The organism is Pseudoalteromonas sp. 68 DY56-GL68, assembly GCF_041414825.1.
Taxonomy (GTDB): domain Bacteria; phylum Pseudomonadota; class Gammaproteobacteria; order Enterobacterales; family Alteromonadaceae; genus Pseudoalteromonas.
This window is the reverse complement of the sequence record NZ_JAOCZL010000018.1, coordinates 396,658-421,841: the sequence shown is the minus strand read 5'-3', so window position 1 is coordinate 421,841 and position 25,184 is coordinate 396,658. Positions and strand designations below refer to the sequence as shown.

At 39.8% G+C, this 25,184-nt stretch carries 27 protein-coding genes; 10 read left to right on the top strand and 17 right to left on the bottom strand.

All coding sequences use genetic code 11. The features are described from left to right. Positions 1-92: 92 nt before the first annotated feature. Complete coding sequence (locus tag NYF15_RS10385; RefSeq protein ID WP_371353504.1) at positions 93-857, bottom strand: helix-turn-helix domain-containing protein; 765 nt, start codon at positions 855-857, stop codon at positions 93-95. Further along, on the bottom strand, positions 850-1,296 hold the full coding sequence (locus NYF15_RS10380) for a carboxymuconolactone decarboxylase family protein (RefSeq protein WP_371353503.1): 447 nt from the start codon (positions 1,294-1,296) through the stop codon (positions 850-852). Before NYF15_RS10380 ends, NYF15_RS10385 begins: the two co-directional genes overlap by 8 nt. A gap of 165 nt (positions 1,297-1,461) precedes the next feature. Between NYF15_RS10380 and NYF15_RS10375 the strand changes: the two genes are divergently transcribed. Next, positions 1,462-1,710, top strand: coding sequence for a hypothetical protein (locus NYF15_RS10375; RefSeq protein ID WP_371353502.1), 249 nt, complete (start codon positions 1,462-1,464; stop codon positions 1,708-1,710). A 93-nt stretch (positions 1,711-1,803) separates the two neighbouring features. Next, a complete protein-coding gene (locus NYF15_RS10370; RefSeq protein ID WP_130151140.1) occupies positions 1,804-2,037 on the top strand; it encodes a hypothetical protein in 234 nt (77 codons plus the stop codon). Between the two features lie 66 nt (positions 2,038-2,103). On the opposite strand, the gene NYF15_RS10365 is transcribed toward NYF15_RS10370, so the two are convergent. After that, positions 2,104-4,374, bottom strand: coding sequence for a TonB-dependent receptor (locus NYF15_RS10365; protein ID WP_371353501.1), 2,271 nt, complete (start codon positions 4,372-4,374; stop codon positions 2,104-2,106). Between the two features lie 162 nt (positions 4,375-4,536). Further along, the gene (locus NYF15_RS10360; protein ID WP_341804015.1) at positions 4,537-5,181 is read right to left on the bottom strand and encodes a tellurite resistance TerB family protein; all 645 of its coding nucleotides are present in this window, start codon (positions 5,179-5,181) and stop codon (positions 4,537-4,539) included. 197 nt (positions 5,182-5,378) lie between these two features. On the opposite strand from NYF15_RS10360, the gene NYF15_RS10355 reads away from it, so the two are divergent. Together NYF15_RS10355 and NYF15_RS10350 are read left to right on the top strand one after the other, a co-directional pair. Next, complete coding sequence (locus NYF15_RS10355) at positions 5,379-5,603, top strand: helix-turn-helix domain-containing protein (protein ID WP_371353500.1); 225 nt, start codon at positions 5,379-5,381, stop codon at positions 5,601-5,603. 20 nt (positions 5,604-5,623) lie between these two features. Further along, positions 5,624-6,238 carry a hypothetical protein gene (locus NYF15_RS10350; RefSeq protein ID WP_130151144.1) on the top strand — a complete coding sequence of 205 codons (615 nt, stop codon included), beginning with the start codon at positions 5,624-5,626 and terminating at the stop codon, positions 6,236-6,238. A 48-nt stretch (positions 6,239-6,286) separates the two neighbouring features. Here NYF15_RS10350 and azu read toward each other — a convergent pair whose 3' ends face one another. The 5 genes from azu to NYF15_RS10325 are packed head-to-tail and all read right to left on the bottom strand — an operon-like array spanning position 6,287 to position 10,138. Then, positions 6,287-6,736 carry an azurin gene (gene azu, locus NYF15_RS10345; RefSeq protein ID WP_130151145.1) on the bottom strand — a complete coding sequence of 150 codons (450 nt, stop codon included), beginning with the start codon at positions 6,734-6,736 and terminating at the stop codon, positions 6,287-6,289. A gap of 37 nt (positions 6,737-6,773) precedes the next feature. Beyond that, entirely contained in the window at positions 6,774-7,496 is a 723-nt protein-coding gene (locus NYF15_RS10340; protein WP_371353499.1) for a HugZ family protein, read from the bottom strand. After that, positions 7,493-8,281, bottom strand: a complete 789-nt coding sequence (locus tag NYF15_RS10335) for a heme ABC transporter ATP-binding protein (protein WP_371353498.1) — start codon at positions 8,279-8,281, stop codon at positions 7,493-7,495. Before NYF15_RS10335 ends, NYF15_RS10340 begins: the two co-directional genes overlap by 4 nt. Beyond that, positions 8,274-9,332 (bottom strand): FecCD family ABC transporter permease, encoded by a 1,059-nt coding sequence (locus NYF15_RS10330; RefSeq protein WP_371353497.1) that lies wholly within the window; start codon positions 9,330-9,332, stop codon positions 8,274-8,276. The genes NYF15_RS10335 and NYF15_RS10330 overlap by 8 nt, the downstream gene beginning before the upstream one ends. After that, a complete protein-coding gene (locus tag NYF15_RS10325; RefSeq protein ID WP_371353496.1) occupies positions 9,329-10,138 on the bottom strand; it encodes a hemin ABC transporter substrate-binding protein in 810 nt (269 codons plus the stop codon). The genes NYF15_RS10330 and NYF15_RS10325 overlap by 4 nt, the downstream gene beginning before the upstream one ends. 233 nt (positions 10,139-10,371) lie before the next feature. On the opposite strand from NYF15_RS10325, the gene corA reads away from it, so the two are divergent. Beyond that, positions 10,372-11,328, top strand: coding sequence for a magnesium/cobalt transporter CorA (gene corA / locus NYF15_RS10320; RefSeq protein ID WP_371353495.1), 957 nt, complete (start codon positions 10,372-10,374; stop codon positions 11,326-11,328). A gap of 52 nt (positions 11,329-11,380) precedes the next feature. Here corA and dps read toward each other — a convergent pair whose 3' ends face one another. The 4 genes from dps to NYF15_RS10300 all read right to left on the bottom strand — a co-directional run bounded on the left by dps (position 11,381) and on the right by NYF15_RS10300 (position 14,540). Continuing rightward, positions 11,381-11,899, bottom strand: a complete 519-nt coding sequence (dps, locus tag NYF15_RS10315; protein WP_371353494.1) for a DNA starvation/stationary phase protection protein Dps — start codon at positions 11,897-11,899, stop codon at positions 11,381-11,383. 251 nt (positions 11,900-12,150) lie between these two features. Next, positions 12,151-12,570 (bottom strand): HPP family protein, encoded by a 420-nt coding sequence (locus NYF15_RS10310; protein ID WP_130151151.1) that lies wholly within the window; start codon positions 12,568-12,570, stop codon positions 12,151-12,153. 139 nt (positions 12,571-12,709) lie between these two features. Continuing rightward, positions 12,710-13,846, bottom strand: coding sequence for a GGDEF domain-containing protein (locus tag NYF15_RS10305; RefSeq protein WP_371353493.1), 1,137 nt, complete (start codon positions 13,844-13,846; stop codon positions 12,710-12,712). 103 nt (positions 13,847-13,949) lie between these two features. Further along, the gene (locus NYF15_RS10300) at positions 13,950-14,540 is read right to left on the bottom strand and encodes a LysE family translocator (protein ID WP_237119539.1); all 591 of its coding nucleotides are present in this window, start codon (positions 14,538-14,540) and stop codon (positions 13,950-13,952) included. Positions 14,541-14,639: 99 nt separating this feature from the next. Between NYF15_RS10300 and NYF15_RS10295 the strand changes: the two genes are divergently transcribed. Both NYF15_RS10295 and NYF15_RS10290 read left to right on the top strand, forming a co-directional pair. Further along, positions 14,640-15,089, top strand: a complete 450-nt coding sequence (locus NYF15_RS10295; protein WP_371353492.1) for an Lrp/AsnC family transcriptional regulator — start codon at positions 14,640-14,642, stop codon at positions 15,087-15,089. Between the two features lie 292 nt (positions 15,090-15,381). Further along, positions 15,382-16,548, top strand: coding sequence for a GGDEF domain-containing protein (locus NYF15_RS10290; protein WP_371353491.1), 1,167 nt, complete (start codon positions 15,382-15,384; stop codon positions 16,546-16,548). A 12-nt stretch (positions 16,549-16,560) separates the two neighbouring features. Here NYF15_RS10290 and NYF15_RS10285 read toward each other — a convergent pair whose 3' ends face one another. After that, a complete protein-coding gene (locus NYF15_RS10285; RefSeq protein ID WP_237119538.1) occupies positions 16,561-17,196 on the bottom strand; it encodes a response regulator transcription factor in 636 nt (211 codons plus the stop codon). A gap of 4 nt (positions 17,197-17,200) precedes the next feature. Then, positions 17,201-18,367, bottom strand: a complete 1,167-nt coding sequence (locus tag NYF15_RS10280; RefSeq protein ID WP_371353490.1) for a sensor histidine kinase — start codon at positions 18,365-18,367, stop codon at positions 17,201-17,203. 133 nt (positions 18,368-18,500) lie between these two features. Here NYF15_RS10280 and NYF15_RS10275 point away from each other — a divergent pair, with 133 nt between their 5' ends. After that, entirely contained in the window at positions 18,501-19,319 is an 819-nt protein-coding gene (locus NYF15_RS10275; protein WP_237119536.1) for a MipA/OmpV family protein, read from the top strand. A gap of 155 nt (positions 19,320-19,474) precedes the next feature. Continuing rightward, positions 19,475-20,842: an alkaline phosphatase PhoX gene (locus tag NYF15_RS10270; protein WP_341804025.1), complete on the top strand. Its 1,368-nt coding sequence runs from the start codon at positions 19,475-19,477 to the stop codon at positions 20,840-20,842. Between the two features lie 17 nt (positions 20,843-20,859). Here the strand turns inward: NYF15_RS10270 and NYF15_RS10265 are convergent, their stop codons facing one another. Both NYF15_RS10265 and NYF15_RS10260 read right to left on the bottom strand, forming a co-directional pair. Continuing rightward, complete coding sequence (locus NYF15_RS10265; RefSeq protein WP_371353489.1) at positions 20,860-21,804, bottom strand: alpha/beta fold hydrolase; 945 nt, start codon at positions 21,802-21,804, stop codon at positions 20,860-20,862. 139 nt (positions 21,805-21,943) lie between these two features. Beyond that, positions 21,944-24,313 carry a TonB-dependent receptor domain-containing protein gene (locus NYF15_RS10260; RefSeq protein ID WP_130151161.1) on the bottom strand — a complete coding sequence of 790 codons (2,370 nt, stop codon included), beginning with the start codon at positions 24,311-24,313 and terminating at the stop codon, positions 21,944-21,946. Positions 24,314-24,675: 362 nt separating this feature from the next. Here NYF15_RS10260 and NYF15_RS10255 point away from each other — a divergent pair, with 362 nt between their 5' ends. Beyond that, on the top strand, positions 24,676-25,149 hold the full coding sequence (locus NYF15_RS10255; RefSeq protein WP_062570431.1) for a VOC family protein: 474 nt from the start codon (positions 24,676-24,678) through the stop codon (positions 25,147-25,149). Positions 25,150-25,184: the final 35 nt, after the last annotated feature.

The following is a 25,184-nucleotide window of genomic DNA, read 5'->3' as shown; positions in this document are numbered from 1 at the left end:
TAAAATCGCTCGTTGGCAAGTAAGTTCATGCTATTTAAGTGAGTTTGATAATTGGTATAGAACTTTTATTTGATGAATTTAAAATACCGATTTCAACGCATAATGAGTTTGGTTTTTTTAGTATGCGTATTATTCAATAGTTTGCGGTATCTTGCCGGTGTAATATGCATTATCGCTTTGAACTCTTTAATAAAATGTGGCTGATCAGTAAAGCCACACTGTTGAGCAATATCTGCAAAGCTCATCGTCGGGTTATCTTTTATTGTTTGTTTGGCCATTTTTACGCGGTAAATTCGTTCGAAATATTTAGGTGTAACGCCGCACTGGCTTTTTATTTGCCGTTCGAGCTGTCTCTTACTTAACGGAGCCAGTTGATAGGCGGTTTGCAGTGGTGTCAACTCAATCAGTTTACTAATTAATTGCTTTGCATATGTGTGACCAATGCTAGGTTGGTAGTTAAAATGCGTGCTTATGAGCGCCTCAAAAGCCTGCAGATTGGCGTTTTTTTGAAGACCTTTGGCAATAGCCATTAATGATTGCTCACAAATAAGTGGGTGATTATGCTGTTTGAACTCAGCTAAAACAGTTGGATTAAAGCGAATACCACAAAATTGTGCATTTTCTGAAAATGTGATCTTTGCTGCGTGAGTAGACGTTTCTTGAAATGCATAAGGTGGAGAAAGCGCTTTATCATCAAGTAAAAGCGCCCCTGCAAGAGGAAAAATAACCCCAGTCGCACCATCGCAAGCAAGCCATTGCTCACCGTGTGAATGCGCCGTCGCATACCAGATAGCCTGAATATAATTAGCTATATCACCCTCAGGTGTTTTTAGTTCTAAAGTTAAATGGTTACTCATTAAACTCAACGTCAGGTTTAAAAATTTTCACAATGCGATTCCAGCTGTTGATTGCGTTAATAGCAATCGTCAGTGCAACTAACCCCTGTTCAGAAAATGTATCACTAAGAGATTGATAGAAAGTATCATCAATAGGTTGGGCAAGTGTCAACTTTTCACATAATTTTAAAGCCAGACGTTCTTGTTTTGTATAAATTGGCATGTCTTGCCATGCACTTAAACCAATAATACGGTTGGTCGTTTCACCGTATTCTCTTGCTTGTTTGGTATGCATTGCAATGCAAAAAGCACATTGATTTATTTGTGATGCTCTTAGTTTGATCAGCTCCCATATTGTTAGACCAAAACTTGTTTCAACCGCTTTTTTAATTAATTGCTCTTGCTCAACAAGGTGTTTGATTAAGGCAGGTTGAAGGTTGTAATAGTCACCACGTTTCATCGTAAATTAGCCTTTTAAAATTAAATGAGTATTTAGTTTAGGCCGATTGCAAAGTCGAGGATTGCAAAAAAACGACGTTTATATGGGGAAATTCGGTTTACCTAGTTCGCACCAAAATTTCAATCCTGTTATGCTAGGCCGATTAGCAATCACTGAGTATTTAAGATGATTAACGATAACGATGTAATCGAAACTTTAGACGAATTAGAAACGTTTTTACGCCTTGTTGAAAATGGTGGCTTGGGGCTAGAAAATGTTACGGGTGTTGCGCTTGCTACAAATAACAGTGATGGTCGTCCATTTGTCGCTGTGCTGGATGATAATCATCAGCTTTTATTGGGACGTTATGTGAGTAGTGACGTGTATGAAAATGGTAAAGATATGGTGAGATACGGCACTAAAAAACCGCATTAAGTACTATTTTGTACCTAAAAAATTTTATTTTAGGGTGGCGATATAATAGTATGTTCTTAATAAACACTGAATCAATATAAAAAAGGGAAGTCTATGAAATTTTTAAGTGTTATTTTATTAGCCGTTTTAATGAGTGGCTGTGCAAGTTCAAGCGACGAGCAAGCAAGCAATGATGGCTTAATTTGTAAAAGGGAAAAACCAACAGGCAGTAACATACCAACACGTGTATGCCGTACTCCTGAGCAAATTGCTGCGATGGAAAAGGAAAGTAAACAAGGTATTCGTGATATTCAGCGAAACAGTACAAATACAGTAAGAATGAATTAGTACAAGTACTGAACATTTCTATAGTACAAAAAATGGCCGCACTCATTAAAAGCGCGGCCATTTTGTTTATATCTTTGCGCGTATACCTACAGCGATACTGCGCCCTGGTTGTGGCGCTAGATAGCGTAGATAACTTTGGTGAGGGCGAATTTCTTGGTTTGTAAGATTATTGATATTTATAAAAAATTCATTCTCAAAGCCAAAAAGTGAACGACTATAACTAAAATTAGCGCCTAAGCTATAGTAACTTGGTGATGCGTGTTCAAACTTTGCAAGTTGTTGTTGCGCTTTGTTGTGTTGGTAATTAACTGACGCCTTAAAACTTTCAAATTGCCAATGCACTGCAGCCCCATAGCTGTCGGCTGGCGTGCGAGGAATACTGTCTCCTTCCAGTCGACGACGAAAGTACTCAGCTATTTGCGCTTCGTCTGGATTAAAAAAAGCCTCAGGTGTGAAGGGGTTATAGCTTCCATCAAATTGATAGACTGGGGTGTTTTTTGTTTCATCTACATAAGCGCTAAAGCTAAAATCGCCCATGTTTTGCGTATTGAGTGTGTAATTAAGCTCAACCTCAAAGCCTTTGTTGAGTGTATCCGCTTGACGCCACTCTTTGACATAAACACCTCCTCTGTTGACCCCTGTGCTGCCAAGATAAATATAGTCATCGTAGTTATTTTCGTACCAATTGGCGGTAATACTTAGGTTTTTAAATTGCAAACCTGTGCCAAACTCTTCTGCTTTATTGCTCTCTTTTTTGAGATTTGAGTTGCCTTGCTCTTCAATTAAAAGTGCGTAGTGAGGATTGCTTGCATAAAGCTCATTCATGCCAGGTGCACGCTCAGCGTGAGTGAGGCTTGCAGCAACATACCAAAATGAAGTGATGTCCCAATTTAAAGAAACCGAGTGGTTGAATAGGTCATATTTATTATTTTGAACCAGTGCTCCAAGGCCTCGGCCTGGTTGATAGTGACTATTAATAGTGGGTGTGTACTTTACTTCTTCGTAGCGTGCGCCAAGTTGAAGTGAAAGAGATCCAAACGCTGCGTTTTGCATCATATAGGCAGCTTCGCGTTTGGCTTTAATATCTGGCAAATAGTTATTGTTACCACTGCCTTGCTTTTCACTTTGGTCTATAAACAGGCCAAATGTACCGGTGAATTGTTCACTGAATTGGTAGTTTAAAGTTGGGCTAATTTGCCAGTTTTTCAAAATGAATTTATTTACTCTACGGTGATCAAGGTTTTCGTCATCTGATTGTTTTGAGTAGGCTGCTTTTACATTAAACTGGTTCAAGTATAAATTAGCTGAAAATTGTTTTTGGTAAAGCGCATCAATTCGATATTGCGATGAGTAAATCCGAATATTTCCTGACTGGTTACTCTGTTGTGTGTCATGTGAGTGTTCTCGTTCGCGTATCGGGTGAATAAACCCAGGTATTGCACGGTTGGCGGCATTATAATTCACAGATAAACCGAAAAGCTGCTCATGTTCAAAACGTTGACTCCCCCCAAACGTTAAATTGGTTTGGTAATAACTTGAATTGACCACTTTGTTTGCGGAGTTGGCAAGCTGGTGAGTAATAATTTGCTCATCAATGGGTGTCACATCAACAAATTTGGTGCCGTCATGTTCCCAAGTGGGTCTTGCGAGAGAAACCTGACATTGGCTCGTCAGTTGGCTATTTAAAACTAGTTTCCCCCAGTTGGAGCAATCAGCAGCCTTTGCTGTATTAGGAATTTTATAGTCACTGTGTTCTCGGTAGAGCAGGTTTACGTTATACGCAAAGTCATTTTGCTGACCACCTAGCGTACTAAGTAAAGAGGTTGCAGCATTATAACCCGTTTGAATTTCTACTTCGTCTTCTTTTTCGGCTTCTTGTTGTAAAGGTATGCGACCATCATTAACATCAACAATACCCGCCATAGCTTCACCGCCAAAAGGAATTGTTGCACGTGCCCCTTTTAGAACAGTAATAGACTCAGCAAAAAAGGGTTCTATGGGAATGAGTTGGTCATCGCTGATCGCTGACATATCACGAATTGGCATACCATTGCTTGTGATTAACACGCGTTGCCCACCTTGCCCCCTAATTTGCGGTCGACCCGCAGAAGAGCCAAAAAAACTGCTACTTACACTTGGAGTTTGCGATAGAGTATCACCTAAGGTCGATGCTTTTTGTTGCGCTAATTGCTCGCCAGATAGAACCGATTTGCCCACAACAATTTGACTCACGGGAGAGTAGTCTTTTACATAGCTATTCACTTCAATGTGTTCAATGTCTTGTGCATACAGCGGAGCCGATAATCCTATGCAGAGGATAGGGGATTTGAATCTCATTATTTACTCTTTGCTATGTTATAATGTATCTATTTTACTTTGTATCTGAATGAGGTTCAAATGATAGATTCACTATTTAATCTAGCTTTATTTAAAAATGTTTTACTTTAGGACAGGTTAGCGTGCTCCACTTATTAGGGAGCACGGTAGATTTTTAAAGCATTACTGAGGGAGTTGTTGGTGGATGTTATCAACCAGTTCATTTGGAATACATAATTGATTTGCTAACGCTTCTAAATAATGTTTAGAGATACTCTGATTTAAGTCAATGGCACTAGCGCTTGCAACATACACTTCAATGCCCATTTGAGCGTTGGGTACAGCATTAACAAGTTCTGATAATTGCATGGGTTTTCTTAGTTCATCGAACAACATCGCTTTTTCTTGTGCACTCAGTTCTAGGGTATCGACTTGTGCAAAAATCTTTTGTCTCTCTGTGTCATCGATATGCCCATCTGCATAGGCGGCAGCGATCATTGCTCGCATTAATAAGAGTTGCCCGTCGGTGTGGTTATCATCAATGACTTCATTAAATGAATGCTCTGGCATTACTGCTGGAGTAAAGTCAAAAGTGCGCGAGGAGGTGGGTTTAGCTGTTGTTGGTTTTTGCTCTGAATATTGTTTATATGCTTTCCAAGCTAGGCCACCAATGGCAGCAAGCGCGCCATATTTTATAGCCTTTTTACCTGTTTTCTTGCTTTTTCCTCCCATCATGCTTGTAAGTCCACTACCAGCCACACCACCTAGCAAGCCACTCAGCGCACCAGATTTGTTTAAGTTACCTACCAGTTTTTGCAAGTCTTTCATTGTTGTCTCCTTATCATCTACTGCTCAGAGTAGAGTTTTTAGAAACAAAATTAAATATGTTTAATGTTACAAAGCATGATAGCTCGTATTTTTTTGACTTCTTAAGTTCATAAAAAACAATGTTAAACATTCTTTATTTTATGATAATCATAAAATAAAGTTTGACAGTCATAAACTGGTTGTGTAGTTTTTGAACTATGAAAATACGTATTAATTTAGATGTTGAATTAGCAAAGAACAAAATGCAGCTCAAAGAGTTGTCGCAACGTATTGGTATTTCTATGACCAACCTCTCTTTGCTCAAAAACTCAAAAGTGAAGGCTATTCGCTTTAGTACACTTGCGGCTATTTGTGAGGCATTAAATTGCCAACCAGGCGATATTTTAGAGTACCAAAAGGATAGCGACGAAGATGATAAATAAAGCAGAACTTAGGAGCGCAAATGCTTAATCGTGATTTTTTACTACCAGGAATAGCGGCGGGGGTGTTAGCTGTTATATTTCCTATGTATTGGATTTCAATTTTTGGCAACACACTCGAAGGATTAGGTGAAGCACTGAAGCTTGATCTACAAAGCTTGAGCTTCTCTGATGCTGTATTTGTGCTACTAGGTGCATTAGAAATATATGTGTATCTAAGCTTACGTAAAGCACTTAAAGATATGTTTGATGTCGAAATTGTACGTATTATGTTATGTATATTAGCTGTATTGGTTTTATCGTTTCATGCAACAGTTTTGTGTGATGTTTTCCTTGCTGTGAGTAGTGAAACTGTTTCGGCTGCTACTGCTGAAACGGTGGCAGGTATCGCCATGATAGTATCCGCTGGCAGTCTTGGGTTGTATGCCTTAGTTGGGTTAATAACCGCAGCTTTATTATTAACAAAACGTCATGGTACGCCCACTTTATTGACGGTTTTTTCAGTACTTTTATTGATTATGTGTATTTTCCAACTTACCGTGATATTTGCATATATGAACCTAGTTTTATTCCCTGTTGCGTTAATTGTTTTAATGATCTTCTTTATAAAAAAACCAGAGTTAGTCGAGGTTGTGTAACAATTAATAAGATTATGCTACTGGAACATACCAGTAGCATAGGCATTTTTAGCTGAGCGAGAATGTTCCTTGCATTATTGCGTAGTGACCAGGGTATGAGCAGAAGAATGCATAGCTTTCACCTTCTTTTAATAGGCTTGTTTTAAATGTGACACTTGTTTGTTCACCTCCACCGATGATTTTGGTTGCAGCGAGAACACGCTCATCACCCGGTTTAAGGTAGTTTTTATCAAGCCCTGCACTCATACCGTCACTGGCAATATCAGGAATATTAGCTTGTTTCGATAACACCCAATTATGACCCATCGCATTGGCAGGAAGTGTTCCTGTGTGCTTTAACGTTACAGTGACCTCTTCACAGCTTTTTGGGGCTGATAATGACTTAGTTGAAAATTGCATCATATCATTTGACTCAATTGTTAATTCACACTCGTTGGCATTTGCTGATGCAGCCAATACGAATAAAAGTGAGCCTATGGTTAGTTGTGTGATCTTCATGGATTTCTCCTTGGGTTTATAGTTCGCATTAGAAAGGTTAAACAGTACTTCTTGCTTCTTTAGTAAGCTGAACAAGTGCAACACGTACTGCTTGTGGGCTATCACATTCCTCACTAAAAGGAATGTAGTAGTTTCTCTTGTGGCTTCTGATATAACAGCCTTGTGGTAATAAGCCATTCATGACAGGTGCATGGGCATCTACCTTGTAATGGTGTTTTAAGATCAATCCCATAGCGTCTTGATGATCTTCGTTCATATGATCGATCATCTGTTGTTCTTGGGTGTTATCCCACACTTTTTTCGCTGATTGCCATTCGTCTTTTTCTATCCAGAAAATTTTGCCAAATCCACCAATATAGCGAATACGCACAGGCTCAAGTTGCCATAAATTAAAGTCATGGGCACTACGGTATGTATCAGCTTCAGGGTAAAGGGCAATGTATTTATTCAGCAATTCATCAGCGAATGCTTGAGGTACTTTAGAGCCGTCACCCACAATTGTTACTCGGCCATGTTCGTTTTGATCCCCTGTATCGGCAGCATCAAAAACGGTGAGGCTCATGCGCTTGTCGTGAGTTAGGTTTTTGGTGTGTTGTGCAATATCGCTAATAAAAAAATAAAGCTTGCCTTGCTCATCGCACATATAAGGCGTGACAGAACCAAATGGATAACCACGTAAATTATATGAAAGGGTCGACATAACACCGCTATTTTTTTTATATACCAATTGTTTGGCATGATGGACTGCTTGTGTTCTCATAAAAACTCCTGACGTTGAGAATAGATCATAGGGGCGTCATGCAATGGATGAGGCTTAACATGCAATGGCATGGCATAAATATGATTTAAATTTTGTTCTGTAAGGACATCGGGTGTAGCACCGGATGCTAAAATCTGTTTTTGATGCAACATGATAATGTCGCTGGTATACAGGCCGGCTAAGTTTAGGTCATGAATCGCGATGATAGCTGCATTTCCCATGTCTACGAAGTGCTTTACGCAACTCAGCAGAGTATGTTGATGGCGCATATCAAGGGCAGATGTTGGCTCATCAAGAAGCATCAGCTTAGGCTCGCTATTATCACTAAAAGCATCAAGTTGCGCTAAACAACGGGCCATACTGACCCGTTGTAATTCTCCACCCGATAGCGCAGTTGTGCGACGCTCCTTCAAATGACTAAGTTCCATAAAGTCGATATATTGAGCTACTTTTTTGGCACTTTGTTTAGCTGACTCTTTGTATGAATAACGACCCATTGCAACCAGTTCTTGTACTGTAAAAGCAAAACCCAATTGCTGAGACTGCATGACAACAGCGCGTTTATGTGCCAATTCTATTTGACTATAGTGCGCTAAAGGTTGATTGTGTAATGTCACATCTCCTTGATAGGGGATAGTTCCTGCGAGAGTATGTATAAGAGTTGATTTACCGGCGCCGTTTTCGCCTATCAAACCAACACATTGACCTACCTTTACCTCGCCGGTGATATTTTGCAAGATGCGTGTTTTGCCGTAGCTGACATTAAGATTTCTAAAACTAAGCACCTAGGCCTCCGTGTTTACTTTTAAGGATGAGGTAGATAAATAAAGGTGCACCAAGCAGGGCTGTGATAATACCAATGGGCAGCTCCGCTGGCATAACGAGCGTACGTGCAAGCCAATCAGAGAGCAGTAAAACAATAATCCCGAGCAGCATAGATAAGGGCATCATTATTCGTAAATGCGGGCCAACCATGAGTCTTGCAATATGGGGTACGACTAAACCTACAAAGCCAATTAAACCGGTTAGAGCAACACTTGCGCCAACACCAAGGGCAACTAAGATAATGATTTGGAATTTAAGCGTGTGCGTATTGATCCCCAAATACTGTGCTTGCGATTCGCCAAGTAATAAACAATTCATGGGTTCTTTTAAGTACCAAAGACCGATAGCACTCATCAATAATAAAGGCATTGCTTGGCTTAGATTGGCCCAGTTTGCACCACCTAACGAGCCCATAGTCCAATAGTTGATTAGTCTTAAAGCACTATCGTCGGCATAAAAACTCAATAAACCAATGAGTGCAAAGGCTAAAGCATTAATTGCAACGCCAACTAAAATCAATGTTGTTACATTTACTTGCCCTGCTTGTTTAGCAACTAAGTAAACAAATAGGGTGACAACGAATGCGCCAATAAATGCTGCATAGGGTAAGTATTTATTAGCTTGAAAATCAAATTGAGTACCTAACGCAATAAATGCAACAGCAACAACTGCAGCTCCCGAGCTAATGCCGATAATTGACGGATCAGCAAGGGGATTACGGCACAGTGCTTGTGTTGCAGTGCCTGTTTGCGCTAAGACTAAACCTATCATTACAGCAAGCATGAAACGTGGCAGGCGTATTTGTGTTACCACGTTAATTTGTAGTGTATCAAACTGGGTAAAGTACTCAGGTGCAAGCCATGCGATTGCTAATTGCCAATCCCAGCCAGCAGGGCCAAAGCCTATGCTTACTAGAGATAAAACAGCAATACATAACACGCATGCAATAACCCACTTATTAGGAAAAAGCCGAGCAGTCACCTGCAAGGGTATCGAAGCGAATGTACTCATAGGTTATTTTTATAATTGCTAACTTGATTAATGGCCTGTGCAATGCGTGGTGTTAAACCTAATGATAATAAGCTGTCCATCACTAACAACTGACAACTTTGCGCTGCTTTTAATAGCGTTAAACTCGGTTGTTTACAAAATGCTTCTTTGCCACCAAGTGAATAGACTACATGTGCAGGAGCAACAATAAAATCAGGCTGATTAATTGCGAGAATTTCGCTGTTTAATGGTTTAAAGCCGCGATGTGTTTTAGCCAAGTTTTTAATGCCTGCATAATCAAAGAGCATGTTTGGTACTGTATCAGTACCAGCAGCGACTAACCCACGGTCATTCGCAGATAAAAGAAAAAGCGCTTTGAGCTCAGTTTTTACCGCTTTTTTAGGTAAGGTTTGTTGAATTTTTTGGTTTAAAGCTTGGGCTTTTTTGCTAGCGTTTAGGTGATTACCTAATGTAGTAATCAAGTGTTGAAGGTCATCCACGGTGTCTGGTTTTTTGTACACGCGTAAATTAACACCTGTTGATGCAATTTGCTCTAAAACTTCAGGGCGGCCTGCACCTTCTAATGCAAATACAGCAGTAGGTTTAAGTGAAAGGACGCCTTCAGCGGCTAGATCCCTGTAATAACCGACTTGGGGTAGTTCAGCTGCTGCTTCAGGGTACACACTCGACTGGTCAACTCCGACTAAGCTTTGTTGTTTTTCTAGTGCATAAATAATCTCAGTTAACGTGCCACCTGCGCTGACAATACGTTGCTCGGCAAACACAGTTTGAGAAAGTAGTAATAACACGACACTTAGGTATTTCATACGCGAACTCCAATTTTGTTTGTTTCATTATATACATTCATTCGCAAATGAAAATAATTATCATAACTAATTGGTTTTTGTGTTTTTACTTTTAAAAATGATTAGGAAGATTACGCTTTGCTCTTATGGTTAATTTATTGTGTTGCGCCCAGAAATTTATTTGAAAAACCAGTGTATTTAGCGTGATAGTTACTGGTACTATTTTGTCACGTGGGTAAAAAAGAGTGGGGCATATGTTAAGATTTTTTTCAATCAACCAAGGCGTAATAACACAAATAGAACCTGCCCCCGACACGCCATTGGCCACATCCATTAAAAATGCCCATTGGATTGATACGATTAACCCAACAGACGAAGAGCGTCGCGCCCTTGCTAGTACCTTAAACATTACTTTGCCTGCGGCTGATGATGTTGAAGAAATCGAAGCATCGTCGCGTTGCTTTATTGATCATGAAGGGCTTCATGTACATGCTCTGTTTATGTCGCCAAATGAAGGACGTTTTAATACGGTGACAGTTGCGTGTTTATTACAAGATAATTGTTTATTGACGATTCGTGATGATGAATTAGCTGATTTTCGTTTATTAAGACTTCGTGCTCGTAAAGGGCAAGTGGCATGTGATAACCCTAAACAATTACTGGTGACTTTATTCGATCAAAAGGTCGAAAATCATGCGGATATGCTTGAAGACATGCATCATCAATTAGAAAACCTCAGTGCCTATGTACTTGAAGAAGATGATTCAGACTTAGAACAAGCAGTAAGTCGAATTGCACGGCTTGAGGACAACAACGGTAAAGTACGTTTATGTTTAATGGATACCCGTCGCAACATTTCGTTTTTACTGCGTTACCTTGGCGCACCCACAGAAGATCGTGAGTCACTTCGCGAGATTGTACTTGATATCGATACCCTGATGTCTCACTGTACTTTTTTGTTTGATAAAGTAAATTTCTTGATGGATTCAACCCAGGGTTTTATTAATATTGAGCAAAACCAAATCATTAAAACTTTCTCGATTGCGTCGGTGGTTTTTTTACCTCCCACAGTTGTTGCGAGCATTTATGGTATGAATTTTAATAGTATGCCAGAGCTTGAGTGGGCTTGGGGCTACCCGTTTGCTATTGCCATTATGCTACTGTCCGGCTTCGCGCCTTATTTATTTTTTAAACATAAAGGTTGGCTGTAAGGGCATAAAAAAGCCCAGCGCTAGCTGGGCAAGGGGTCTTCGGATAGAAGTGTTAATTTTTTAATTCGCCTGTAGACGATTCAATATGTGCACGAACAAACCATTGGAACTGTTCAAGCTCTGCAAGTTGACCTGTGATCATATCTTCAGAAACAGGGTCTAACTCAGCAAGCTGATCGAGCGCCTTGCGGTGATCTTTATTAACGCCGTTATAAACTTTATCAAGAGCGGTTAAGTGATCAGACACTAGCCCTTTGCCTAGCGAGTAATCTTTCCACTCGCGGCGATCAACAATTGACTGTGGTGTGCCAACCGGAACACCGCCCATAGTTGCAATGCGCTCGGCAATAGTGTCGGTCATTTCTTGAACGGCACTCACTTGTGGATCAAGCATTTCATGCACGCCAATAAAATTTGGACCTACAACATTCCAGTGGATATGCTTAAGAGTAAGGTGTAAATCGATTAAAGCGACCATGCGCTTGTCTAAAATAGCAATTGTATCGGCTGCTGATTCGTTATTAACGCCTGGTGCCGTGAATTCAGCGACTTTTGATGATGTATTACTCATTACTCCTCCGAGATTCTCTAAAATTGTATTTCCATAAAGCTTTTAAGTTACTTAGTCGTTACTTAAAAAGCGAAGTTATTAGAGTAGAAGCAATCGTTATGCCGATATCTGAAATGATTTTAAGTTTTTGTTTTTAAATGGTTTATTTTTGTTTTTGTTTTGATGGCGCCCAACATGATACTGAATGAATATGAAAAGTCTGCACACTCTATGTAAAAAATTCAGTGTGCAGAAGCGAGGAACAGAAATCGCTAAGAGAGCAGGGCCGCTGCTAAACGAACAAAGTCAGAAGAGGTTAAAATGCCAACTAAGTTATTATCATCATCGACAACGGGCATACAGCCGTGACGATTTTCAACGAAAAACTTAGCTACTTCGTGTAGTGGTTGATTAGGTGAAATACTTGTGAAATCAGTGGCCATAATATCTTGCACTTTAGTTTGCTTTTCTTTGCGTTCAAGTGCACTGGCACTGAAGTTCGCCATAATACTCATGACTTGAGCGATCATGATCTTTTGTGTCAGCATGCCAACTAAACCACCATGCTCATTAATAACAGGAATGTGCCGAATGTTTTTTTCTTTCATTAAGTTATGAGCATCATGCAATGAGTTTTCTGCGGTGATAGCCAGCGGATCGGGCGTCATCAGGTCTGAAACAAGGTGTGTCATGGTAAAGTCCTAGTAATTTAATCACGTTGGTATCAGTGTAGTCTGAATATGATTGAGTGCACTTCACCTAGATCAAAGTTTATGATTAATTACTTAAATTTTTTAATGAAAAGGAATTAAAGTTAAACTGTGCAAATGATTAAAGTATGGTTTCAATTCGGTTACGGCCATTGTTTTTAGCCGAATAGAGGGCTTTATCTGCTCGGTTAATTAAGTCGTCAAATGTATCTGCCTGTTGCCAATGAGTTAGGCCAAAACTGGCTGTGAATGCAATGATTTGTCCCTTATATTCAATTTGACTTGATTCGATAATTTGGCGGAGCTCTTCAAGCTTTTGGTAGGCTTGCTCTGGGGATTTTTCAACACTGAGAATGAGAAACTCCTCGCCCCCTAAGCGGCAGCAAAGATCTTCGTGGTGTAGATGGTGTTGCAAAAGTTCGGCAAATACTTCTAGTACTAAGTCTCCTGCTTCATGCCCGTAGTTATCATTTATGCTTTTAAAAAAGTCGATGTCTAAAGCGCTTGCATAAAGAAAAGCTGCATGCTGATTAGTCAATAACTGCCGTTTTTCCAAAATATACTGAAGACCTCGACGATTGTATAAATTGGTTAGAGGATCTTTGAGTGATAGTTCAGCATAGCGTCGTTTTTCATCGATTAGCAGAGTAGTGATAAGGCCAAGCCCTGTCATGACAAACACTGTGGCATGAGCAATCACTGTTAATGAGTAAAGTGTCAGTAGGTTATGTGAATGAGTGATAATAGTTAACTGAGTAATAGGCACTAAAAGTAAAATACATTGCGCTGCCAAAAGTACTGTATTGCCTATATTGCTCTTGTGTAGTGCTCGGGTAAAAGTAAAGTAAATAAGGGCAGGTAACACAGTTAGCGTAAAGCATGCCTCAACTAAAGCAAGTTGGTTAATATCGTTTGTAAATAATACGAAAACTGAAAAAATAGCGCCGTGACCAATCATTAACCTATTAAAGCGGCACTTTTCATCGTGGTTATAAATCGAGAGCTGAAGTAGTACCATTGATAGGATATAAATAATAACACTGGGCCGAAAATCACTGGGAAGTCCGAAAATATTTTGTATCCACAGCCAAGCAAAGCCAATAACGCCTAGATAGAAAAAGAAGTTAAAGAAGACAATTGACTTACTTTTAAAACGGCTAATCATGAGCCGAGTAGCAATGACCGAACAGGTTATTACAGTGATCAGCAAAAAAACAAAGAAGCCGTGATAAAAATAACTGTCAAGGTTAATAGCCATAACTCACATAGAAAAACGAGCAATAGTTAAAAGCTTAGCATAGAAAGATTTTTACACTAAAATCTACTCTGTTGTGACGCTAGCCTTTTGTGCTGCGACAAGTTCAAAATAAGCTAAACAATACAGAAACGATTAATAGCCCTGCCATAATATAATTAAATACTTTTAAGCGTATCGGGTTCCCAAGATAGTGCTGAAGTTTTTGTCCGAGCAAAGTCCAAGAGCACACGCATGGTAAGTTAACGACGCCAAAAACGATACTAACAATAAAAACAGAGAGTAGATTTTTATCAGGTGCGTAAAGACCAATAGCACTTAGTGCCATTGCCCATGCTTTTGGATTAACCCATTGAAATAATGCAGCTTGGGTAAAAGTAAAAGGATCACTGTTGTGGTTAGAGGCTTGTTGCCCATTGCTGGTGGCAATCTTAAACGCAAGATAGAACAGGTAAGCAACACAAAATACTTTGAGAATGAGGTAGCTTGATGGAAATAAGTCAAACACTTGCATAACACCTAGTCCAACAAGTATTAGCATTAACATGAATCCAAGTGTTACGCCAAGTAAGTGTGGCATTGTTCTACGAAAACCAAAATTCGCGCCAGAGCTCATTAACATCAAATTATTAGGACCTGGTGTAATTGATGAAACTAAGGCAAATAGCGCTAGTGCAGTAAGGATCTCAAAAGTCATTATCACTTCTCCATATTTTTAGAAATGCAATTATAGCTTGAGGTTGATGCAATTTTACCGCTTAATATTGTTTATATGGATGACATAGAGCAACAATAAATGAAAAGAGATAGTATAAATGAGAGAATATTGCATGAGCTAAGGCGCAATGGCCGAATTGCTAATGCTGAACTTGCAGAGAAAGTTGGATTATCACCATCAGCCTGCCTGCGCAGAGTACAGGAACTTGAGCGTTCTGGTGTTATTTCTGGTTATCGGGCCATTATTAATAACCAAGCAGTGGGTCTAGGGTTTATAGCCTATGTGGGGGTTGGTTTGAATGAACACTCAACACGATCACAGCTAGCATTTGAGCAAGCCCTTGAGTTTATAGCTGAGGTTAAAGAGTGCCATAATGTGACAGGCTCGTACGAATACTTGCTAAGAGTCGAAACAGTCGATCTTAAAGCGTATAAATCATTTCACGCTGATGTATTGGGCTCAATACCTCAGGTAAGGACAATTACTTCACATGTCGTTATGGACTCCCCAAAGGATGAGCGAGCCTGATAGGATAAAATAGTTACTCAATAAAGATATTAAGTAGTTTTATACTACTTAATATCTTATTAATAAAAAATGAATCTCAAATTAATATAAATAACAAAAATACAAATAATAACATTACCTCTGTTAAGCCAAAGTTAATTCTTGTGTTGACAGAATGTCCCGATAAAAGACGTATACCGTTAAATATAATAATATTTATAGTGCTTATGTTCTGATGCAGGCTGTTGGACTAATAATTTCTGTTGGTTTATTATCCACGCCTAAAATTTCACATGCAGGGACAATAATAAGAATGGATCTTCACACATTGCTCATTTGCACAGCCTTGGTTAGCTTTATTATGATGCTTACAATGGCTGCGCTTTTCATCGTTAGTCGTAATGAAAAATACTTGCTTGATTGGCTTGTATGTGGAGTCCTATTTTTTGTCTCTAACTTAGTCGGAATTGTAGCGACGCAAGTTTCCCTTTCTTGGATTTTTCATCCCTCGTTTGCTAATGCTTGTTACCTTGGCGCGCATGCCGCCTTATTTAGTGGTGTATCACGTTGTTTGTATGACCGCTCTACTTGGCTATTAGTCGCTATAGTATTTGTGAGTACTTACTTGATTAATCTGCTTCCTCCGATGGTTGAGTCTGTTGAGTTAAGAATTGTAGCCTTGTATCCGGTGGTTGCAGCACTTGATATTTCAGCAACTATGGCACTTTGGAAACACCGTAAAGAAGAAGTTGGCAGAGGGTATTATTTATTAATAGGCATTTTATTTATATTCGCTGCGCAACTTTTAATACGTGGTTATTTTTTATTAGCAGGTGTAGAGAATTATCCGTGGTTAGATAAAGGCCTTTTATTAGATGTTGGCAGTTTAGCTGTTATCGCATTTGTATTTTTATTAACCATTTCCTTTTCAGTGGTCGTAACATGGCGAAAAGAGCTAGCCCTTCGAGAGTATTCTTTTACTGACCATTTAACGGGGTGGTATAACCGAAAAGCACTTGAAAAGGTCGCTAGCAATGAAATTAAACGCTGTTCTAGAAATAATTTTCGCCTTGCATTTATCGTGTTTGATATTGATTACTTTAAATCAGTGAATGATAGGTTTGGTCATATACAAGGTGATAAAGCCTTGAAACATGTAACTAAGATTGCAAAGCAGCAGTTAAGAGGATATGACCATAATTTTCGTTTAGGCGGTGAAGAGTTTGCTGTTTTAGTCAGTCACTTAAAGCCTCAAGATGTCGAATTACTTGCACAGCGTATTCGTAAAAAAGTCGCGAGAACACCCTTGTATATTGAAGGTGAAGCAGTGCATTTAACCATTAGTGCGGGTGTTGCAATATCAAAAAATCAAGAAACCTCTTGGGAAGATGTTTTAAAACGTGCGGATGATGCCCTTTATCGCTCTAAACATGATGGACGTAATTTAGTCACTAGTTATGGTGATTTAGCCGAAGCTTAGCACTAGCTTGGTCTAAATTAAGCCTAAATCAATAGCCTTCAGAGCGGCTCGTGTTCTATCGCGCACATCTAGCTTTCGTAAAATAAACGATACTTGATTACGAATTGTACCTTCTGATTTATATAATGCTTGGGCTATTTCTGAATTTGAGTAGCCCGCAGCAATTAAATTAAGTACCCTAAGCTCACTTTTACTTAACTTATCAGGTAATAAGGTTGGCTCACTGTGAGACTTAATTGGGTTGTTAAGTATTCTCTGCGTAATTGCCGGTGAAAGTGCAGAGCCGCCACTAGCCAGTGTTTCGATGGCAGACACTAGTCGTTCTAAATTAATATCCTTTAATGCATAACCTTTTGCACCATAGCGAATACATTCAAGTACTTGCTCACTATCATCGAAAGTTGTAAGCACTAATACGGGTTGAGTTAATCCCTGTTTCTGCATTGTTTTGAGCACGCCAATACCATCTAAAATAGGCATACGAATATCTAAAAGCACAACGTCCACAGCGCATTGATTAAGTACAGCCAAAGCGGAACGACCATTATCTGCTTCAGCGACAACATGAATGTTGTCTTTTAACGCTAATAAGCTTTTGAGCCCTTCTCTTAGTAAAGTTTGGTCATCAACCAATAGCACATTAATCATAATGTTACGCCAATGTATGTGGATTAAGTTTATGGGGTAGGGTTGCATTAATCGCAAAGCCGTTATCACTGTGCTTGAACTCAATGGCTCCTTTCACTAAAGCCAATCGCTCTTGCATGCCTTTTAAACCATTACCTAAATTAAGTTCAGCGCTTTTATTGCCATTATCTTTTATATGCAATTGCACCGTTTGATTTTCGAGCCGTAAAGTAATGTTAAGCTCATCGGCATCACTGTGCTTTATTGTATTTGTTATTGCTTCTTGAATTGCATGAAATAAGGTTTGCGCTAAGAGTGCATCACTGATTTTGATTGCCGGATCATACTCAAGTGTGACATTTAAGCCTGCGACATCACTGCATAAAGAGTTCAATGATGCGTATAAGTCGATAGTTTGGTTTTCACGCATTGATGACACTGAATCACGCACGTCACTGAGTAATAAGCGTGTTATCTGCTGGGCTTTAGCAACATGCTTAGGTGCTTGAGCACTTGCGCAGTGACTGGCTACTTCTAAATGAATGCTCAGCCCTGTTAAATGATGGCCAAGCGTGTCATGTAAATCACGGGCTATACGAATACGCTCATCGCGAGTTGCAGTGTCGTTTAAAAGTGATTGAGTTGCTCTTAATTCGCGTAACAAATGCGCAGCTTGCTCTTTCGCTTTACGTTCAGAAATAAGCCGTGTTGCAAAACGATATGCAAAGCTATTGTACAAGGTAAATGCCAGACCATTTAACAAAACAAACTCTTTTTCGAAACCATAATGAAGAACCAACGCCATAAAAAAGGGCAAGCATATAAGGAGGTAAAGTACTGATTTTCTTGGTTCGTAATCACTGAATTTGACTAAGAAGATGATCAATAAAATTGCCACAAAGCCAATATTAAATAGCCACATTAGTAGTAATACATTGATGATAGTGACGTTTAAAATAACTGTTTGATAACTTTTCAAACGACGCCTAAAAAACTCAAAGTAAATTAAAAATGCGAAAAAGCTAATAAATAAACAGCTGACTATTGCAACATGCATTGGTGTGTAATCGAGTGCCAGTGTTTGTGTGTTGAGTGACCATGCATGCGAGGTGTAAATAAATACAAATAGCCAAGTGACTGCTGAAAGCAGAAAGTCGCTGCGCTGTACAAAAAGACGTAAAAATTTGTTCATGTCTTTATTTTAATCCGCATTTATCTGTTTATGTATATGACAAATGTCACGTTTAAACTTGTGACATTTGCAGCATGTTTGCCCATCAGATGAGCGTTATATTGTTATTAAACATCAATATAGGGACATTATCATGACCAAACATGAAATTCTGCGAAATAGTTTATTTTCTTATCCGTTCATCCTTGCTTATTGCTTTGCATCATTATTTATCAACGGTGCTCAAGCAAAAGAGCAAACAGATAAATGGCAAATGGATGTGGGGGCAGGGCAGCTTGCAATCGATACTCCTTGGCATGGTTACGATATACAAACGATGTCGCTTCCATATTTTAATGCGCGTAAAGGTGCGTGGCGTATTGGTCCTAAATACGGCCTAGTGCAATATGCTTTTTTGTATGGTGCAGAATTTGAAGCCACCATGGGGCTAAGTTTTCGTGATGAGACCTACGATAGTAGCTTAATTTTTAGTGATGAGTTGTCAGACGACGAGGTATTTACAAATTATAAAGATGGTAAAGGGGAGCTTACTTTTAGAACTCAGTTACAGTATAAACAGTTGTTTTTACGTTTAGCGCAAGATATTTCTAACCACTCAGAAGGACTTACTTTACTTGCGAGGTATCACCTACCTATTTATGGTAAAGGTTTGGGTTTACAGCTCAGTGCTGATCTTGGTCTCTACTGGCAAGATGAAAAGTACACCCAATATCTCTATGGCATCTCTAAGAAGAACATTGCCCCAGAATACGGTCGATATGCTTATCAAACTCGCTCTGCTATTAATCCATTTACTGCGTTGAATCTTGCTTATATTTTTAACGAACATTGGTCCATCCAAGCGACTTACCGTATTGAAACGTTAGACTCAACAATCAAAAAAAGCCCGTTAGTGGGAGACAGTGTTAAGCAGCAGTTGGCCGTTTTTGTAAATTATCGTTTTGAGAAGTAAGAAAGAAAATGAATCTTGATCACAACTAAAGAGTAGCTACAACAGTGATTTATGACATTTTCGTGAATATTGTGATAATGTAACTTTTTGGTGGTTTATTGCTTTATAATGCTTTTTTATTTGTATGATAAAGCTGCTTTCAGCTTGGAGTTAGCATGGTTTCACGTCGAGAATTTTTAGTCGGGGCGGGTACTTTAGCTTTTTTAGGATTGTCTAAAAGTGCCATGGGAAATGTTTCATTAAGTGATCTTAAAACATCAATAAGTGGTTTTGGCCCATTACTTTCAGATCCTAATAAATTGTTAGATCTACCAGCTGGGTTTAGTTATCAAGTTATTTCTAGGCTTGGTGAAAAAATGTCTGATGGATTTACGGTCCCTGATAAAGCCGATGGTATGGGCTGTATCGCACTTGGTAATGATCACGTTGCTTTAGTGCGTAACCATGAACTCAAGCCAAAAGATTTAGCAAAAGCTGAAGCGAGTATTGCAAACCATAAAACCCCTCTCGCATTCGATACTAACAGTGACGGTGTTGCGTTACCAGGTGGAACTAGCCACATCATTTATAACTTAAAAACACATCAAAAAGAGCAAGAGTATTTGTCGTTAGTAGGGACTATTCGTAATTGTTCAGGGGGGATTACCCCTTGGGGAACATGGCTAACTTGTGAAGAAACTACCGATACAAAAGCCGATGGATTCAATCAAGATCATGGTTATATTTTTGAAGTGCCAGCAAATAGTAAAGGCCTAATTAAACCAGAGCCATTAACAGCAATGGGGCGATTCAACCATGAAGCTGCAGCGGTTGACCCGCGTACGGGCATTGTTTATTTAACGGAAGACAAAGGCGACAGTGTCTTTTATCGTTTTATTCCTAATGAATATGGTAAGCTGCATAAAGGCGGGCAATTACAAGCTATGGTGGTAAAAGGTAAGCCACAATTCGATAGCCGTAACTGGAATAAAAAAACCATGGGGTTACATCAAGAATTTGAGGTTGAGTGGGTAAATCTAGATAACCCTGAAAGCCCAAAAGACGACTTACGCCTGCGTGGATATAAACAAGGAGCAGCATTATTTGCCCGTGGTGAAGGTATTCATTGGGGTGATAAAGAACTGTATTTTTGTTGTACCAACGGCGGTAAAAAACAACTGGGTCAGGTTATGAAATATCAGCCATCAGCGTTTGAAGGCACGGATAAAGAAGCTGAGCAACCTGGTAAAATCTCCTTGTTTGTCGAAAGTAGCAGCAAAACCCTTTATAACTTTGGCGATAACCTAACCGTGTCACCTAATGGTCATTTAATTGTGTGTGAAGACCAATATACCGATGTAGTTGATAATCACTTGCGTGGTGTAACACCACAGGGCCAAGTTTATAATTTTGCTCGTTTAGTTGCGCAAACCGAGCTGGCGGGAGCCTGTTTTTCACCAGATGGTAGTACTTTGTTTGTGAATGTTTACTCTCCAGCTAAAACATTGGCTATTAGAGGTCCTTGGCATCAATTTAGTGCTTAAGTTATTCGCTCTCATAGTCATTTTTTAAAGTGGCTATGGGCATGCTTTGTTTTAGGTATACTTTTTTGTGACGCTTTATGGGCGTGTTTGCTAATCCATTTGGTTATCTTTTTCATTAAGGCTGGCGGAAAATCGTGACCCATCCCTGGTATAACTTTGAGCTTGCTACGCTTTATAAGTTGCGCCGTATGAATCCCACCAGATAATGGCATAACAGGATCTGCACTGCCATGGATCACTAAAGTAGGGGCTTTAATTTTCTTTAAAAGTTGCTCACGATATGGCGTTGCGGCAATGGCCGCAAGCTGACGTTTAAAACCCCTTTGGTTATTGTGAGCGCGTGTAATATAGCGTTCGGCGTTGGCATATAAAGTGTGTTCATCTTGCGGGTAAGCAGGGCTGCCAATGAGTTGGTTTAGCCGAACATTATATTCAATAGCGGCTTCTTTATTGCTGCTGCGAGGTCTTATTTTAGCAAGCTTTACCAGCAGGTTAATATTTGAACTTGAAAACGACAAAGGCGAGCTGCTCGACATAATAGAGGTTAAGCTCAGTATACGTTTTTTATACTTCGCGGCGGCAATTTGCGCAATCATGCCGCCCATAGAAGCCCCCACTAAATGGGCTTTTTTTATGTCTAAAGCGTTCATGAATTGCTTTACATCACGAGCCATGTCATCTAACGAGTAAGGTAAATTAGTGCGAATAGGAAAGCGTCGACTTAGCCAATGTTTTAGCAAGCTCGGTTTGCCAAACTCATCTAGTTTTGATGACAAACCCGCATCACGATTATCAAAACGGATGACCCTAAAACCTTTTTCAACGAGTCCATAATAAAGGCTATCTGGCCACACCGTGTATTGCGCCCCTAAACCAATGATCAAGATAATAACAGGCGCATGTTTATCGCCTTCATCTTGATAACTAATAGATATGCCGCTGGCTGTAAGGATATGTTCCATAGACTGACAAATAAGCTTACGCAGGTATCATTAGCTTAGTGTGTGAAGTTGGCAGTTTAGTGACAGTAATAAGAATAGAGTCAGTAAGAAAAATAGACAGCACATGACTGCATGCTGTCTATTTTCAGGGAGTTAAAACTTAGAAGTAAGCGGTAACACCAATCCAGAAGTTACGACCTTTATCTTTCACGTTGTAGTCGTCTGTGAATGTTACTTCGCTAACTACACCGCGACCTGTTAGGTACTCATATTCACCATCACCATTTAAGTCGGTATAGCTTGTGCTATAAGATGTGAAATCTTCGTCTAATAGGTTGTTTACACGGGCATTGATTTGCACGTACTCATTTACATAAAACTGCGCACCTAAATTAAGTAGGTTGTAGTTTTTATAGTAAAGCGCTTTGTCGTGCACGTTATCCCAGCCGCGGTAACGGTCAGAACGATACACACCTTGAAGGTACAGATTCATAAAATCAGTGGCTTCCCAGTTTAGGGTAAGGTTTGCCATGTGCTCAGCTGAGTTAGTTAATGGCTGACCTTCTTCAGGACCGCTCTTTTGTTCGCTATCAGTCCACGTGTAGTTACCGTTAATCGATACCGTTTTAGTGATAGTGTATTGACCTGCAATTTCAACACCTTGTAGATCTACTTCATCGATATTGATTTTTTGGCTGTAGCTATCGTAGCCAAGTTGATCGTACTGACCTAAGTTTACACAAGGGCGAACATTGTTCGTTTGCTCACAGCTTAAAATAGTATCGCCGCGGGCAATTTTGTCTTCAAACTTGGTGTTGTAGTAAGTCACATTGATATTGTGATCGCCGTCTAAAGAGTTCCAGTAAAGTGCGATTTCTGAATTCACACTGGTTTCTGGCTCTAGGTCTGGGTTACCTGCAAATGGGCTTGTGCCCTGACCACCAAACCCTGTGATACCGTCGTAAAGATCGGTTGTTTGTGGTGTTTTATAACCTGTACTCACACCCCCTTTTAACGTCCAAGTATCTGATAAGTTGTACACACCGTAAACGCGTGGTGATACTTGGCTGCCAAATACATCATGGTCATCGTAACGAGCACCTAATGTGAAGGTAAAGTTGTCAGTTGCCATCCAGTTATCTTCGGCAAATACTGAGTACATGTTTTGCTCTTGTACTTGACCTGCTTGATCGCTTTCAAGGCCGAATACACCGTCTTTTAACTCGCCGTCGATAAGTTGGCCACCAATTGCTAGGTTATGGCTACCAAAACGCCCTGTAATTGGAATATCAAAACGTAAGTCATAGGTGTATTGGCTGCTTTCAAGTGGACGAGCAGGGCGTGGTAAGAAGGTTTCTTCTGCTAAGTCTTTACGTGCTTGCTCATCCAACCCTTCGTATTCGCCAGTGCCATCGTACATAGCTTGCAGCTCTAAACGCTCGCTTACACTAAGTGGTAAAGTACGGCCGTTATTTTGTGTATCAACATAAGAAACAGAGGCCTTAACAGTTGCCCATTCAAGCTCACCATCGTAACTGAGTGACCACCATTCACGATCAAACTCTTGATCAGCTGCATAACCTGCGCGCGGGTTAACTTGACCACGGCGGTCTTGCCAAATTGATTCAATATTGTCTTTTGTGCCAAGCGGGTAGGTAATCGTGCCCGATTCAATGTCGTAGCTTGGCGTGTTGTCATACACTTGGCTTGAGTTATCATAATCAAAACGTAAATGATGAGACTCAAACGGGGTATAAGTTAAAGTAAAACCATACTGCTCGTTTGTGTTATCAACCGTACGACCACCACTACCAAAGCCGAGTGAGCGGTTATGTACAACACCATTAGGATCAGTTGCAGGTTCGAATGTTGGCGATGATGCTTGTTGTTCGTATACACTGCCGCGTACACCTAAACTTAATACGTCTTTGATAAGCGGACCCATCACACTAAAGTCAGTGGTAATGTCATCACCAAAATCATCGTTTTGCTGTAATGAACGGCTAAATGAAACAGCACCGCTCCAGCTATCAGTGTGCTTTTTAGTGATGATATTAATTACACCGCCAAGTGCATCAGCACCATAAAGCGTTGATGCAGGACCGCGAATAACTTCAACACGTTCAATGGCATCGACCGGTGGTACGTGGTTAAACGCGTTGCCACCAAAATTGTTTGGGTAAATATCGCCATGGTTATTTTGGCGTTTACCATCAATCAATAACAGGGTGTACTCGCCTGTTAAACCACGCATACTCACACTGCCTTGGCCCGTTTTATCTCGTGTCGTGCCAATGTCGATACCTTCTAAATACTGCACAGCATCTAGCACTGATGTAAATGAGTGAGATTTTATATCTTCGTTAGTAATGATAGAGATACTTGCGGGCGCTTCAGTTACTTTCTGTTCGAAGCCCGTTGCAGTGATTACTAAGCGTTCCATATCTTGCTTAGGCTTAGCATCGTCAGCAAACGCTGAAAACTGAGCTGCAATAGCCAGTGTTAGTAAGCTTGGTTTGATTGATTTCATTGTAGGTTCCAGTTCTTTTTATAAGTTATCCATTTATTGGACGTGCGTATAGTACAGAAATGGCGAATACAATCAATAATAATTTCTATTTAGATTAGTCTTTTTTGGAGTAGTTATGATTTAAATTAACGCTTTTTAATAATAGTTAATTCGTTTGTATGAGTTTAAAATCAAATGAAATATTAAATGATTACAGGTAATGCGTTATAAATAACGGCGGTGTTTAGCCTATATTTATACGCCATACTCGAAAAGCTACCTAGGCCCAACTTTGCAAAGCCATTAGCAAAGTAAATTTATAACGTGAAATTGCACAACAGCTGCTACCTTTATAAATCACACATTTAACGTTGAGGTGTAACATGGCTGTTTCTGCAATTCCTAAAGGTTTCCATGCGGTAACCCCGTATTTGGTTATAGACGGTGCCACTAAGGCGATAGAGTTTTACAAACAAGCATTTGATGCCGAACTTATAATGCAAATGCCCTTGCCTGATGGCGGTGTCGCTCACGGCGAAATAAAAATTGCCGACTCTCATATCATGCTATCTGATAATTGCCCTGATATAGAATTTAAGTCTCCACAGCAATTAGGGGGCTCTCCAGTGAGTCTTATGCTGTATGTTGAAGATGTTGATGCGGTATTCGCAAAAGCCTTATCGCTAGGGGCAAAAGAGCTGCGCCCAGTGCACGATCAATTCTATGGCGACAGATCAGGGACGTTAGAAGACCCGTTTGGTCATATTTGGACTATCGGCACACACAAAGAAGATCTTACTGAGCAAGAGCTTATGCAGCGTATGAGTGAGTTGATGAGTAAAGAGCAAGATGCTTAAATTTCTTGGTAGATAAAACTAAATAGCTCATTTAT